This window comes from Paenibacillus sp. JJ1722 (assembly GCF_048282685.1).
Taxonomy (GTDB): Bacteria; Bacillota; Bacilli; order Paenibacillales; family Paenibacillaceae; genus Paenibacillus; species Paenibacillus polymyxa_B.
This window is the reverse complement of sequence record NZ_CP182500.1, coordinates 5,712,999-5,727,416: the sequence shown is the minus strand read 5'-3', so window position 1 is coordinate 5,727,416 and position 14,418 is coordinate 5,712,999. Positions and strand designations below refer to the sequence as shown.

12 protein-coding genes are annotated in these 14,418 nt (G+C 41.2%); 10 read left to right on the top strand and 2 right to left on the bottom strand.

Translation table 11 applies throughout. The features are described from left to right. Positions 1 to 29: 29 nt before the first annotated feature. Positions 30 to 623: a hypothetical protein gene (locus ACM1ND_RS25480; protein WP_053326339.1), complete on the bottom strand. Its 594-nt coding sequence runs from the start codon at positions 621 to 623 to the stop codon at positions 30 to 32. A 211-nt stretch (positions 624 to 834) separates the two neighbouring features. On the opposite strand from ACM1ND_RS25480, the gene ACM1ND_RS25475 reads away from it, so the two are divergent. Then, a complete protein-coding gene (locus tag ACM1ND_RS25475; RefSeq protein WP_053326338.1) occupies positions 835 to 1,791 on the top strand; it encodes a nucleoside hydrolase in 957 nt (318 codons plus the stop codon). A gap of 138 nt (positions 1,792 to 1,929) precedes the next feature. Here the strand turns inward: ACM1ND_RS25475 and ACM1ND_RS25470 are convergent, their stop codons facing one another. Further along, positions 1,930 to 3,114 (bottom strand): sensor histidine kinase, encoded by a 1,185-nt coding sequence (locus ACM1ND_RS25470; protein ID WP_053326337.1) that lies wholly within the window; start codon positions 3,112 to 3,114, stop codon positions 1,930 to 1,932. A 371-nt stretch (positions 3,115 to 3,485) separates the two neighbouring features. On the opposite strand from ACM1ND_RS25470, the gene ACM1ND_RS25465 reads away from it, so the two are divergent. The 9 genes from ACM1ND_RS25465 to ACM1ND_RS25425 all read left to right on the top strand — a co-directional run bounded on the left by ACM1ND_RS25465 (position 3,486) and on the right by ACM1ND_RS25425 (position 14,403). After that, entirely contained in the window at positions 3,486 to 4,091 is a 606-nt protein-coding gene (locus ACM1ND_RS25465) for a hypothetical protein (RefSeq protein ID WP_053326336.1), read from the top strand. After that, entirely contained in the window at positions 4,075 to 4,599 is a 525-nt protein-coding gene (locus ACM1ND_RS25460; RefSeq protein WP_053326335.1) for a hypothetical protein, read from the top strand. The genes ACM1ND_RS25465 and ACM1ND_RS25460 overlap by 17 nt, the downstream gene beginning before the upstream one ends. A gap of 2 nt (positions 4,600 to 4,601) precedes the next feature. Continuing rightward, on the top strand, positions 4,602 to 4,979 hold the full coding sequence (locus ACM1ND_RS25455; protein ID WP_028540779.1) for a DUF4280 domain-containing protein: 378 nt from the start codon (positions 4,602 to 4,604) through the stop codon (positions 4,977 to 4,979). 51 nt (positions 4,980 to 5,030) lie between these two features. After that, on the top strand, positions 5,031 to 7,793 hold the full coding sequence (locus tag ACM1ND_RS25450) for an NlpC/P60 family protein (RefSeq protein ID WP_418026815.1): 2,763 nt from the start codon (positions 5,031 to 5,033) through the stop codon (positions 7,791 to 7,793). A 133-nt stretch (positions 7,794 to 7,926) separates the two neighbouring features. Next, positions 7,927 to 9,378 (top strand): NADase-type glycan-binding domain-containing protein, encoded by a 1,452-nt coding sequence (locus ACM1ND_RS25445; RefSeq protein WP_418026814.1) that lies wholly within the window; start codon positions 7,927 to 7,929, stop codon positions 9,376 to 9,378. Next, positions 9,378 to 10,823: an NADase-type glycan-binding domain-containing protein gene (locus ACM1ND_RS25440; protein WP_418026812.1), complete on the top strand. Its 1,446-nt coding sequence runs from the start codon at positions 9,378 to 9,380 to the stop codon at positions 10,821 to 10,823. The genes ACM1ND_RS25445 and ACM1ND_RS25440 overlap by 1 nt, the downstream gene beginning before the upstream one ends. A 24-nt stretch (positions 10,824 to 10,847) precedes the next feature. Then, a complete protein-coding gene (locus tag ACM1ND_RS25435) occupies positions 10,848 to 12,038 on the top strand; it encodes a hypothetical protein (RefSeq protein ID WP_418026810.1) in 1,191 nt (396 codons plus the stop codon). Between the two features lie 26 nt (positions 12,039 to 12,064). Then, positions 12,065 to 13,258, top strand: a complete 1,194-nt coding sequence (locus tag ACM1ND_RS25430) for a hypothetical protein (protein ID WP_418026808.1) — start codon at positions 12,065 to 12,067, stop codon at positions 13,256 to 13,258. Then, a complete protein-coding gene (locus ACM1ND_RS25425; protein ID WP_418026806.1) occupies positions 13,255 to 14,403 on the top strand; it encodes a hypothetical protein in 1,149 nt (382 codons plus the stop codon). Before ACM1ND_RS25430 ends, ACM1ND_RS25425 begins: the two co-directional genes overlap by 4 nt. Positions 14,404 to 14,418 lie beyond the last annotated feature (15 nt).

Here is a 14,418-nt window from a genome sequence, read left to right as displayed (position 1 = left end):
AATGGATGATTGACTTGAATTTGAAGGACTTAATCTTTAGTGGATGCTGGCAGTAGTGGAATTGCTGCTTCCGGGTCCCGGTTTGGCAAATGATCAACTCCCACAGGTTCCAGAGGCTGCTGTGGAACCGTCCAGTTGCGCGCGATATCTGCCGCAGTTCGCTGCTCCAGCAAGCGTTTGGCTACTTCATAACATTGATCGACATGCCGATTGCCAATGGTTCGCATAGCAGTAAAGCCAATTGCCGCGGCTAGCCCTTGCCCCAGAAGGGGGACAAACTTGCTAACCTGCTTGGTAGCGATGCGAATGCCCATTTTTTGCAAAATCTGCACGATGGCTTCACGAGTAATGAGTCGCCCGATCAGCTTGCTGCCAATTGAGGTGATGAAACCATACACCATGGATTTTGTTTCTGCGTCCAGACCTTCCAGCTGCTTCTCAGATAATCCGAATTTTCCATTAATGGCTGGCAGTAGCTGCATCAAAATGCCAACATCAGCAAGAACGTCAGCCCCTGGAACTGGAACTAATACCGCTCCACCTGAAGCCGCAGCCCTTTTCGTCACCATGGATTTACATTCTTTACGGATCTGCTCCAACTCTTCTATTGTTCGGGCTGTCATATGCATCTCTCCTTCATACGCTTCCGATTAGGACCCACGATTCTACCCTGTTATTACACACATTTCTACCTTTCTTAAGCATGGAGTAAGCAAAAAATCCCTGATTCACGCACTATCCCACATTTACTCCTGTGAAGCGATCAGGCATAATGAAGGATGGTTGCCGATAAGAACAAGCCTGTTTTACGGGGATAAAGGAAGGAAGAGACAGATGAGTCAGACAAACGTTTATTTTAATCATGATGGTGGAGTGGATGATCTAGTATCCCTGTTTATGCTGCTTCAGATGGAGCAGGTTCATTTGACCGGAGTATCGGTGATTCCAGCAGATGGTTACCTGGAGCCTGCGACGGATGCCAGCCGTAAAATTATTGATCGTTTTGGACAAAATAAAGGGCCTGTGGAAGTCGCAAAGTCTAATTCACGCGGTAAAAATCCGTTTCCTGCCGCTTGGCGTTTACATTCCTTCTATGTGGATGCATTACCCGTACTGAATGAATCGGGGCGTATGGAAGCACCGCTTTCATCCCTGCCAGCTCATCAGCATCTGATCGAAAAGGTACGCGGAGCTGAAGGTAAGACGCTGTTGCTATTCACTGGACCGCTAACCGATCTGGCGCGAGCGCTGGATGAAGCACCGGATATTGAAGCAAAGATTGAAAAGCTGGTATGGATGGGTGGCACCTTTGAAAAAGGGAATGTAGAAGAGCCGGAGCATGACGGCACAGCAGAGTGGAATGTGTTCTGGGACCCAGAAGCGGCATATCGGGTGTGGCAAAGCGGCATTACGATTGATCTGGTAGCGCTGGAAAGCACAAGCAAAGTGCCATTAACTCCAGCAGTACGCAATCGTTGGGCTGCGGAGCGCCGATATGAAGGCGTGGATTTCTTGGGCAATTGCTATGCAGGATGTCCTCCGCTTGTTTATAGCGAAACGAACTCAACCTATTACTTGTGGGATGTACTGACCACTGCATCCGTAGGACGCCCGGACATTGTCAAGAAAAAGACGGTGCATTGCAGCGTTATCGCAGAAGGCCCAAGTCAGGGCAGAACGGTGGAACAGGCAAGTGGACGTCCTGTGAACCTGGTATACGATACAGATCCAGAAGCCTTTTTTACGTATATGGCGGATTTGGCCAAGCTGGCTGCTCCCAAACGTTACTAAGTCTGGCTATGCACAAACGTGCGGCATAGAGTGATCATACTGCCTAGTGACACGTACCCATAACATAAAGCCCGTGACGTTATGCGTCACGGGCTTCTATTATAGGATATGCCATATCATCACAAGCTAATCTCTGTTTTAGGCAGACTCCTGGTATATTTTCAGGGTGAACTGGAGCGTTATCTCCGTCCCGCTACCAGGTTCACTGCTCCCTGTCATCTTACCGTTCATTCGTTTTAATAGATGTTTGGTAATCTGCCAACCCAAGCCTGGATTTCCATATGAGAGAGAGTACCCACGGTCATGTTCAAGCCACAATTTCAATTTATTTGGAGATATACCGATTCCGGTATCCTTCACCTTTAATTCCAGTTCAACCTCAGGTGCATCGGTCACGGATTGGGTGGTTGCAGATAAAGTGACAGCTCCTGTGCTTGTAAACTTCACTGCATTATCTACCAAATTAATCAGCATACGGCGAATTTTAGCTTCATCCCCGATAAAAATAGGCGAGCTGGTGAGATTCCAGTCGAGCTTCAACTCGAGATTCCGCTGCGCGGCTACCTCTGTATACAGGCTCAATACATTTTCCATCATCGTTCTCAGATCAAACGGATCTTCAATATCATCAATCTGCCTGGATTCCATAGTGCTGTAATCCAAAATATTACTCAATAACGTCATGAGCGAGCGACTGCTCGACTCCATGATGCTCATATATTGCTGTTGTTCCTCTGTTAACTCCGTCGTCAGCATGAGATCGGTGGCTCCCCATATTTCGGTTAGCGAAAACCGAATTTTATTACTCAGGGAAGATATCAAATCCAGCTTGCTCATAGAAGAGATTTCAGCATCTATCTTGTCTTTCTCCAGTTCTACCACATAACCCAGAAATACAGCCATAGCCTGAAGGGCCTTCAGTTCGGATTCTGTCAAATGTACAGATGGCGCGTCCAAGATACAAATGGTTCCGTAAGCCTGACCATTTTTCATGCGAATAGGGATTCCTGTAAATGAGTGGTTTCCAATGGTTTTAGTCACATCTAAATCACATGTGTGCGGGTGAATAGTTGTTTCTGAAATCGTGAGGTGATCGGCAGGATGGTCCAACACCAGACTACAATAGCTAAGCTCAAAAGGGAGCACATCCCCTTCCTTAATGAGCACCTCTTCCCGGTTAAATGAATCTACAATCACATTCGTAATGCCGTCATTAGCGGCAATAAAAATGGTGTTTACATATAAAATACCACTTAGCACATCAATGACATGCGCGGTAGCCTCTTGAATACTATTATAAAAACCTGTAGGTGAAGTAATCATGTATCTCCAATCCTGATGCAAAGTGGTGGTTATCCAAAACTCTAGCAGTTTGTGTATCCCATTCCCGATCCTCTGAATGTGTTTTTGGAGCGTATCATTAATTATACATGATTATTTCATTATAAACCGATCTTTCTACTTCCATTTACCTATTCGCTTGCGCAAACCTTCATTTCTTAGGTCTAATGCTAGCCTTTCTTGGAGAGTTTTTGTTTATATCATTACATATTCACGAAAAAATGTGATTATTTTCATTCTATTTTCATAAATTCATATGTAATCTCATGATATGAAAATTGTGTAATAAAATAGGAGGATAGAACCAATAATATCATGTAAATATTCTATATAATAGGTTCAGAGGTGGAATTATGAATAGACTGGAAGCCCTAGAACACTTCCATAAGACCTATGCGGAAGATGTATTGAACCAGAAATTACATCAAGCAGCGTATTTGTATGAACAAAGAAAAGATGAGCTCATTTTTTCTTTTATTCAATCCTTTCAATCGATCTGTCTGCAAGCCCATTCCGGAGAAGTGGCCAAGACAAGGATCGGATACATTACTTATTCTATGAGGCGCACGTATCTGATGGATCGCAACTATAACTATGTCGTCGAAGCCTATGATAAAAATTGGTTCTTTGATCCTCAACCTTGTTATGGAATCTATGATGCAGGCTGGGTATTCAGCTTTTTAGCAGAAGTGGAGGATGAATTGAATCGGCTTCGAAAACCCTATATGAATAAGATTTTTCAGCCTGATGTGGAGCGATTTGTACTCCAGGCTACAGGGGAATTCCATCAATATATTCTGAAATTAGCGAAAGATGCTATTCAGCAGGCTGTACATTTACCTGAATTCAAGGCGTTGAAATGTGAGGACGATTTGGAAGTAAGAATAGGGGAGTATAAAGGAATCAGTGAGGTGGTGTATTCAACAGCTTATGGAGTACTACATGATTCAACAGGATAATCGTATTACGGAGTATATGTATCCAGTAGAGACGAATCGCAGGCAGTTATTGGAATGGGCAGAAAGCTCATCATGTACTGATGAAGAATCTATTTTACAATTTTATGTATCAGGTGATGCGGATTATATTGATTTTATAGAGCATCCGGTATCCATCGTTTCTGAACAACTAAAGGAAATCTTTGATATATATCAATCCGGATTAAGCTGGAAGTTGGTTGTTTTTGCCGATATGCAGCGAATGCAGCAAACAAGGTATTGGCTGGCAAATCCACCTAGCCTGATGTGTTTATCACCACGTAGTGAATATCATAGGGACGGTACACTGAAGAAAATCATTCTAGATGAATATGCAGTGGAGAATCATAAAATATTCAGGGTTCAGGATGCCAATCATCATATCATTGTAGACCTCGATGTGGCTGAATGTATTTTGAAGTTCAATCTGGCAGGCTTGAAATTACAAAAGGTCGATACAGAGGGGCCATCTATACAAAGGAGAGTCTAAGAATGAGTGAGAGCTATGTAGTGGATGGGGCACAGATACATTGCAGCTATGGAAGTCATACGGGAAGATTTAGTGTTTCAGCTAACAGGGGGATTAGTATTGGCGACAAACTGCAAGGGAATATTCAGGATTTTCACCCGCAGACGCATATCCCTTCTTTCGGAATGTGCCGTAGTATGCATAATCCTACAGTCTCTTCTGCTAACAAAGGAAATTCCGGAAAAATCATTCCGCTGCCCTGCAAACCGAGCGTTTCTATGCCTTGGTTGAATGGGAAAAAGGATGTATACGTAGATCAATCTCCGGCTCTTATGAGCTGCTCCACGAACTTATGCATGTGGTGTGGAAAAATCTCGTTCACCACAGACGGGCAGGAATAGTTAACAGATTGTAGGATTTGCATCATATGAAAAGCAAACGGGGGGAGTAAGATGGGACTGGCAGGAACTATGCTGACTTATGGAAATATTAGAGTGAATGCACCGTATGAAATTATCAGGCTGCTTGATTTTGAATTGACACAGAAGATAAATGAGCACGGCAAGGTGTACATCACTGCTCTCATACCGGATGAGGATCATGCAAAGTATGATGGATTAGCTTACGATGAAGATGTGCTAGAGGTATATGAGACGGATAAAGAGCGAGGGACAGTTAGCATCTTTAAAGGAATTGTCACCAATATTAGAATTGCATTCAAAAATGGCGTATATCACATGTACATAGAGGCTGCCTCTTTTACATATCTGATGGATCAACAACGGAAAAATCGTTCGTTTCAAAATAGCAACTTGACGTATTATCAACTGTTCCGCAAACTCATGGATACCTATCCACACGGGGATTTTATTGACCTGACGGACAGCGATCAAAAGCTGGGCGGCTTTACTATCCAGTATGGGGAGAGTGATTGGGAGTTTCTAAAAAGAATGGCCTCTCGTCTGCAAGCTGGACTCATTGCCGAGATCACATCCGTGTTCCCGAGACTATGGTTAGGTACCTCGAAAGAACAGGTGAAAGGTGAACTGCGCAGCATTAACTTTTCCCTCCAAAAAACAAAGTCAGGTCCAGAATATACATATGCTGAAGTGGAGGATACGAAGCGTTTTGAACTTGGGGATGTCGCCGTGTTTCAACGAAAGCATTGGGTTATTGATCAGATTCATGCAGAGATGAAGCAAGGCATCATGACATATGGCTACGTTCTCGTTCCGGAAGCAGGTATTCCGAGGGAGGCTATACATAACCCGTTAATCAAAGGTACCTCTATTGAAGGGAAAGTCATTGAGTTAGATGGTGAAAACGAATCCGTTAAACTTCACTTGTCCGTGGATTCTATGCAGTCCAAAGTTGAGGGGTGCTGGTTTTCTTACCCCACCATGTATACCAGTGATGGAATCGGTTGGCATTGCATGCCCGAGCTAGGGGATCATGTTCATTTGTATTTTCCATCCAACAAAGAAAAGGAAGCTCGTGTGGTTCAATCCCTGCGTAAGAGAGACTTCAAAGGAGATGAAATCAGCAAGCCGTCAAGAAAGCTATTTCATACCAAAACTCAAAAAGTGGCGAGATTCGACGACAAAGAAGTGGCACTTTCCACCCAAAAAGAAAAGATACTTGTGCGCTTAAATCCAGCTTCCGGTATTCACGTGTATAGTCATCACGATCTTACCTTTCACGCTGATACAGACTTGGTGCTGCATGGCAAAAAGGTACAGATGACCGCTACTCGCGAAATATCTCTGACGTGCAAAAGCAGTTATATCCGAACTGATGGAACGCTTCATATCAAGGCTAGTAAGCTCATAAAAAATCAGGTGCCTGATGCAGAGCTGAAAGCCTATAAATCCCTAGTTCAAGAATTGAAAGGGAAGGGATATCCGCAATGGGTACAGGACTTGCTGCTTCAATATAAAACGGACTACTACAAGGCCGTGGCAGCCGGGGACAAAAAGGGGGCCAAGGAAGCAGCGGCCAAGGCCAAGCAATTGCGTCAGCAGGTGGCAGAAATAGATCGTATGCCTGCCTGGGCCAGAGCGCAAATGCATGAATACACGTCCCAGTGGTGGGAAGCGTACGGTGCAAATGACAAGGCCAAGCAAAAGCAGATGCATCTTCTCGCGAACCAGTTGCGTGACAATGTGCTAATCAACGAGCTGATTCGTGGTCATTCAGCCAAATCCTATCTAGATGCGAATCGGCTGGAGGAGCTGTCCGGACAATACGCAGATGCGGCCCATAAGCTGACCATCGCCGATCAAAAGGCTATTGCTAAGGAAGCTGCCGCCTTGCGGAGTAAGTATGGCGTGAACAGCCTGCTTGCCAGAGATAATTTGAACAAGCTTGCCAAGAAGTATCCAGACAGCTTCTCGTACAAGCTTCCAGCTACAGGCGATTGGGATAAGGAGCTTAACGCCGCTTTGCATGATTTTGCGAAAAAATACGGCCTGGAGAATAAGGGCTATGGTCGTGATGTGCTCGCAGTGTACCTGCATCAAGTAGCCAATGGTATCCTTCCATGGCCTAAGGTTAGCAAGGCTGCAACGCCAACAATTCCAGCAACGACAACAACGAAAACGGAACCGGGCAAGAAGCCGCCGACTACTCCTGAAAAGCAGCCGAAGGAGGAACCAAAGCCTACTCCATCCAAAAGTTCTGCCGAGGAAAAAAGGAAAGCAATTGTAGAATTCGCTAAGAAGTTTTTAGGCAAGATTCCTTACTGTATGGATACTAAAATTACAACGATGAAGCTGGACCCCAACAATCCACCTATTTATATGGACTGTTCTGATTTTAGTTCCTCGGTGTACTTTACCATATTAAATGTGCGTATAGGCGGTACTACAAGCGATCAAATCCATCGGGGAACAGAGGTTGACTACAAAGCTTTACGATCCAGTGGGGATTATAAAAATTTGAAGTTAGGTGATTTAATCTTATTTGATTGGGGGAGTGGGGGGAAAACCAAATTCAAAGTAGATCATGTAGGAATATATGTGGGAGATGGAAAGTTCATTCACGAGCATGGTAATGCACAGACTCTTGCTGAAATGAAAAAGGACCTCAAGCCATCTCATAATGTAACAATAGATAAATTAAACACAAATTGGGGAAAAGGTTATGGTCTTATATATTCAAACGTTATCGCAATTAGACGTATTATACAAGATGATGGCTCAATAATTAACAAATAAGAAAATAAGAAAATAAGTAATAGCTTAAAACATCATAATAATATTTGATTCCAAGGTATTCTCAGGAGAAAATAGTACTGCCCCGTTTAGCTAGGTAGGCTTTATTGAGAACGGAAGAGGGAGTGGTAAGAAAGTGAATTTTATAGAAATCATATTGATTGTTACTTTTGTAGCCATTATATCGGCATGTAGTGGGTTTAAAGGAGAGGAAGCTTTCCCGTCTCCTCACCCCCAAGAAATATCATCACACAGGGTCACACAAGATAATAGAAATGTTACTGAAAAAGAAGCACGGTGGCTTTTAAATGGAGAAGAAGACCCATATCCGACTCAATTTTTGACCAATTTAGATGATCCTACAGGGAAGACCTATATACGAATCGATGACTTGGTAGATGCGATGCAAACTAAAGAAGAGCGAATAAAATATCGCGGCTCCCAAGTAACTGTCAGTAGAGTATCAAATGATGGAAGTCGAATGGCGATCGTAAGGACAATCTCTGATGTGGAAGAAGGGGACGAAAAACACATTCTTGAGGTATATGATCTGAACTCAGGAAAAAAAGAGTCCGAGTTTGAACTGCCTTCAACGTCTTACCCTGTAGTCTCTCCTGATTTAAATAAATATCTTTATGAGTTGAATGGGCAAGTGTATTTATATGATGCAGTAAAGAGGAAAACGACAAAAATAGACATTGGGAAACGTAAAATAGATTTAGGTATCATTAGTTCAGGATTATTTTCTCCAGATGGCACTAGATTCTGTTTTGAGGAAAATGACCAACCAGGCATCATTATGCTGAATCTGTCCGGTATTAGTGGAGTAAAACGTTTACTTACAGGGTCTATGGTTTCGCTTTTGCAATGGGATCAAGAAGATAAATTAATTTATACAATTTCTGAAGAGGACGACAATTACACAAAAGATGTCTATTCATTTGATATAGAGAGCGGAGAAAAAAGGTGGATAACTAAAAGTACGGCACCATTTATACTATCCCCTGATCAAAAATTGGCGCTGTCCGCAGAATACGAAGCATCAAAAATGTATCTGGTTCATCTGAGCGATGGAAGAAAGGAGGATATATCCTCTTTTACTAAAAACCAAGGAATAAGCACGGCTCCAATACAGTGGATCGAAGCAAAAACCAATTATATGAAGTATAGCAACAAGGTTAAAGTGAAAAGAATTACTGCCTCTTCTACGCTACCTGATCAGGGTATTCGTTCTTTTAATGTGGACAATTTAACGGATGGAAATTATTCAACCTCTTGGTGTGAAGGAACCAAGGGGGGCGGAGTAGGGGAAACGGTAACTATAGATTTGGGTTCAACTCAAGAGGTGAGAGGTATAGATATAACCGATAACTTCATGTGGGTTAATAATAAGTATTTAGACGTAAGTAAAATCAAAAAAATGAAACTTGATTTTTCGAATGGGCAATCTGAAGTGTTTGAGGGCAGTGAGGCACGTTTCAAATTTGATGAACCTATACGGACTTCTTTCGTTAAGATTACCATCCTGGAAGTGAAAAAAGGCGCGGACTTCCCAAATACATGTATAGGTGAGCTGAAGTTATTGTGATGAACAGTAGAAAACGGAAAAAAACTGCAGTATGGATAAGTAAAATTACGTTATTGGTCATGATCTTTTCCATGCTATGCGGGTGTATACAATCGAATGAGGAGCAAAAAGTAGGACAGGAGCGGAATGAAACTTATGCTTCTGTCTCTCAGTCCAAGAAACCTCCTCCAACAAAAAGGGCTGTAAATTGGTTGCTCTTTGAAGCGGAAAATGAAAACATGCCTGTGGACTATCTCGTTGATATGGATGATCCTACAGGCAATACGTTTATTGATACAACTGATATTATTGATCGGTTGTACGCAAGTGAGAAAGAGGATTTCCCTAGAAGTGAGCTGGAAATAATGCGATTTTCTAGTGACGGCAGGACTATAGCAGTGAGCAGATATACACATATGATAGATTACAGTGCCATTTTTATTTATGACTTATCCACATATAAAAAGTTGTATGAATTTAATATACCTGATAGGGAATACGTCGTAATATCACCGGATTTAAGTAAATGTGTGTACACCGATAATGGAGATTTTTTCCAATACAATATTCAGGGACGAGTCACTCAAAAACTATCTATTTCCAACTATACTGGTTCGGAAGAATCTATTGGATATAGTGTGTTTTCTCCTGATAGTTCAAAATTATGTATTGAAGATAATGGTACTCTATATATTTTTGATCTGATGGCGAATAAAGAGGTTCAACGAATCACAGTGACCAAGGCAATGCAGGTTTATCAGTGGCTTTATAATAATAAGATAGTTTACCGTTCTTATGATGACGAAAAGTGGTACATGTTGAATTTAGATGACGGAAAGAAGAGGATGTTGGCAGAATTCTCTGAGAACCCTGTTTTAACTTTAGATAACCACAGGGTTGCTTATGTGAATTCGAAGGGTGAAATGCAACAACGAAACATCCAAACAGGTTTGCCTATAAAATACTCCAATCTATTTCACAGGATAGGCTATAACGTGTCCCCTACACAATGGATACAAACAACAACGGATTTAATGAAATATCGAAAAAGTATCCCGGCACGGAAAATCATTGCCTCTTCTACACTTCCAGACCAAGCAGGAAATTCCTATGCTGCCCAAAACATCATGGACGGAGATGCGAGTACAGCCTGGTGTGAAGGAGTTAAAGGAGACGGGATCGGGGAGTGGATCAAAATTGATTTCGGCTCTATGCAAGAACTGAAGGGGTTTGAACTTTTTAATGGTTTAGCCAAGTCATCCAAAGCTTTCCAATCAAATAATAGAGTTAAACGAATGAAACTGGAGTTTTCAAACGGGCAGACCAGGGTGATAGATAATGATTTTATAAGAAACGAATTTCTTGATAACCCCATTCATACCTCTTTCGTGAAAATAACGATTGAGGCCGTAGAGCGAGGAACTAAATATCACGATACCTGTATGTCGGAGATACGATTCTTCTAGCATTTCTAACAAAGGAGAAGACATATGAAATGGAAAGAACCAACGTTTGGTGCAACCCCTATGTTGAAAGCTTTAACAACCGCTAATGCGCACAGGAAGGCAAAGGCATTTGATCTTGCAACAGAACAGAAAAAACAAAAACTAAATTACCCCGACTGGGCCCAGACCTGGCTGCGTAAATACAAAGAAGATTGGTATATTGCTCAAGCCAATGGTGACGAGGTTGGTATGCGTAAAGCGCAAAAGCTGGCAGAGGGGCTGCGAAGCAAATTACGTGAAATAGCTACGTTTCCCAAATGGGCTCAAGAGCAAATGCAAAAAGAAACTGTTCGTTGGATGACTGCGGAGGCAAGCGGAGATATCAGGGAAAGACTGGCTGCTGAGAAAGCGGGACGAGCTATTCGCGAGAAGCTAGGTTTGATCGATACGAGTACTAAAGCACCACCGGAAGTACCCGTTACCACCGAATCGAAAGATGAACCTACAAAAACGAACGTAAAGACTCCGGCTGGAAAATGGATACCTGCTGAATTCCAGTATAACGGTAGTTCTGAAGCTGAGAAATATTTCAAAAAGCGTTCAAAAAAATTTATTAAACAAAAATGGAATCAGGAAAAGCTGCACAGTTTGTGGGAAGCTACAAAAAGCATACAAGAAACGTATCATATTCAGATTGATCCACGTCTTTTGTTAGCTATTATTATTCAGGAAGGGACGGGAAGCTTTAATACGAGTAGTACAAATCGAGCAGCCGATGGTCAGCATGGTGTCGAGACTAATTATGCAAAGGATTTGGTGAAGGCACATAATTTAATATTTGGTAAAATGTTGGGATACATTTACTATGGTGAGGAATTTAGACAAGTTGTAGTTAAAAACAACAACTTGGAGGGGATTAAAGGTAAAGGTGATATATATCAATACTGCAATTGGATAACTCCGATTGTAAGAATGAATTCGAAGAGAGTAGATTGTGGGCCGTATGCTGGTCATGGTACATGGGGTGAAGATGTAAAATCCATTTATAACAAACTAAGTAATAAAGAGGCCGATAATTATGACTTATATCTATCAAGTGTGAGTAAAAGCACAGCTCAAAATATTGCTAGCTCAGAAGGTATAAAACTTCCTGCTATTACCTTCAAGGCACTCCGAAATGCTCAAGATAGTGGTGGTAATGAGATTAAAAAGTGGACGGTAACGGGCGAACGATAAGCTAAAATTCGAAAAGAGGAAAAGAAGTGTACAAGCCAAGTTACGGTTATTTTATTATATTGATTTTTTTGGCTTTAGGAGTAACCGCATGTAGTCTTTCAGATATCAATACTTATAACAATGGGAAAACAGCTACTGCTAAAGCTAAGCAAGAAAGCTCTAGCTACTATCCAGAGAAAGGAACAAACAAAGCCAAAAATGTTGTATCTGCCGATCCAAAGCCCCTTCAGGATGAGGACTTCACAATATCATATCGGTCGCACAAAATTGATAGGAATACGGATATTAAAGAACTTATCCATAAGTGGGGTTACAGTGAGGGATACGATAGCTTCAATCGAGGATATATTAGTGGGAATGGAACCTACCGAAGATGGAACTTATCTTATCCTAACTATGAAGATTCAGAAATTCGATTTGTAGTTCTATCTAAGATCGAATTTGAAGGGGAGGAACTGGTGGATGGTGAAAGCTATTTAGTAGCCGTGAGTTTGGAGAATCCCAAGTTTAAAACAAAAAGAGGCTTGAAGATCGGTGATACCCTTGGCAAAGTACTACAGCTCTATGGCAAACCGAGTACTGTAACAAATGGGAGTCTGCTTTATTCCAAGAATGGCTTACATTTGAGGATTCAGTGGGATACTAAAACAGAGAAAGTAGATAATATTTTTATCGAATATAACATGGAGAAATCCGTAAAGCAGCAACGTAGTGCTGATTATGTAGAAGAGGATGCTCAGCCCGACCCTGATCTAGAACCATATACTATTCAAAGGGAACAATCATTTACCACCACTCTTAATGGATGGGGAGATGTAAAGTTTATATCCACTTTAAAAGATGAGGATACGAATGATCTGATACACGCAAAGTTTTTTTTGGAAGTTAACAGTGACAAAAATGTGGAAAACAAGATCTTGTACGAATTCCCCGAATTTTATGGTAACAAAGGTAGAATGATCGACAGGATCAAAGCAGTAAGTTTTAAGGATTTGAATCAGGATGGACGTACAGATATTGTTATTATTGCTGATTATATCACCGGAGTTAATGCACACGGAATAGAAACGCTACCTGTCGCGGGGATCTACTTTCAGAAAAAGGACAACACATACACTACCTTGCCTGAATTGGATAAGAGTATCAATCAAACAGGCCACAATCGGACGCTTCAAAATGTCATTCAATACGTAAGCAAACAACGAATAAACGTACAGTGATTAATACAAAAAGGGAGTTTTTTGAAATCAACTTTATAAAACAAAATAAAATACTATTTTTAATATTGTTATTTAGTCTGCTATTGAATGGATGTTCTGAAAAGCCTACGAATGAGAAGAAACAGGCAGTTGAGCCCATCAAACCTAGCACTCAAGTGATAGAGCAAAAAGCTGTGATTAAACCAGAGCCTGCTGCTCAAAAACAAGATCAAAAAAGCAATATTGTTACTCCAATGAATAAAAGAAGTAGTGCTAGGGTTACAGATTCTGACACATTGGATGAGTTTATAAAGAAGATTCAACCCAAGGATGAGCACCTTCAGAAAATATTAAAAGCAGATTTGGACCTTGATGGAAAGCTGGAATACGTACTCGCTTTTGGATTAGAAAAAGAGGAAAATGACAACATATTTGTAGTCCGTGAGGATGCTGGCTATCATATCATTGGTGAATTAGAGGACCCCATTATAGTTGCGCATCTTAATACAGACATAAAAATTATGGAATTAGATCAAACAGAACAAAAATTTATTGTAGTATATTCAACTAGCGAAGTGAATGAGGCAGAAGGTTTCTCTATTTATGCTTTGGATCATAATCGAATTAACAATCTGAATTACAATTATCCAGAAGCAACAGGGCAAGGAAGCAGGAAGCTAGAGGACATTAATAAAGATGGTGTTTTTGAAGATGTGAGTTACTACCGTTTTCAGGATACTCAACAACATACAATCATGACGTATCAGAAATTTGACAGGACTGGACCAGAAAGATCAGAAGTATTATATGGAAATAAAGATAAAAAATTTGTATACCCTACGGTTCCTAAAGATATTATCCAAAATTATTTGGAAGATCATTATCTTATGAATCGCTTTTTGATACACTTGCCTGAAATGGCGGAATTCACTGCGTTGTCAGCAAGCCCGAAAAATCATTTTGAAGATATCATAGATTTTTCCGCTATGGACTATACAGGATTAGACTTGAATGTAAAAGAGATTGCTTATGAGGCTAATCAGCGGGTGTTTTTGGTAAAGAGTAGCTCAGAAGAAGAGGAATCAAACCAAGGACTTCTATTTACGTTAGAAAAGCAGTCAGGCAAGTGGAAGATTATGAGTATAGAGATGAACGATAAATTGTAGAAAGTGTGATATGCA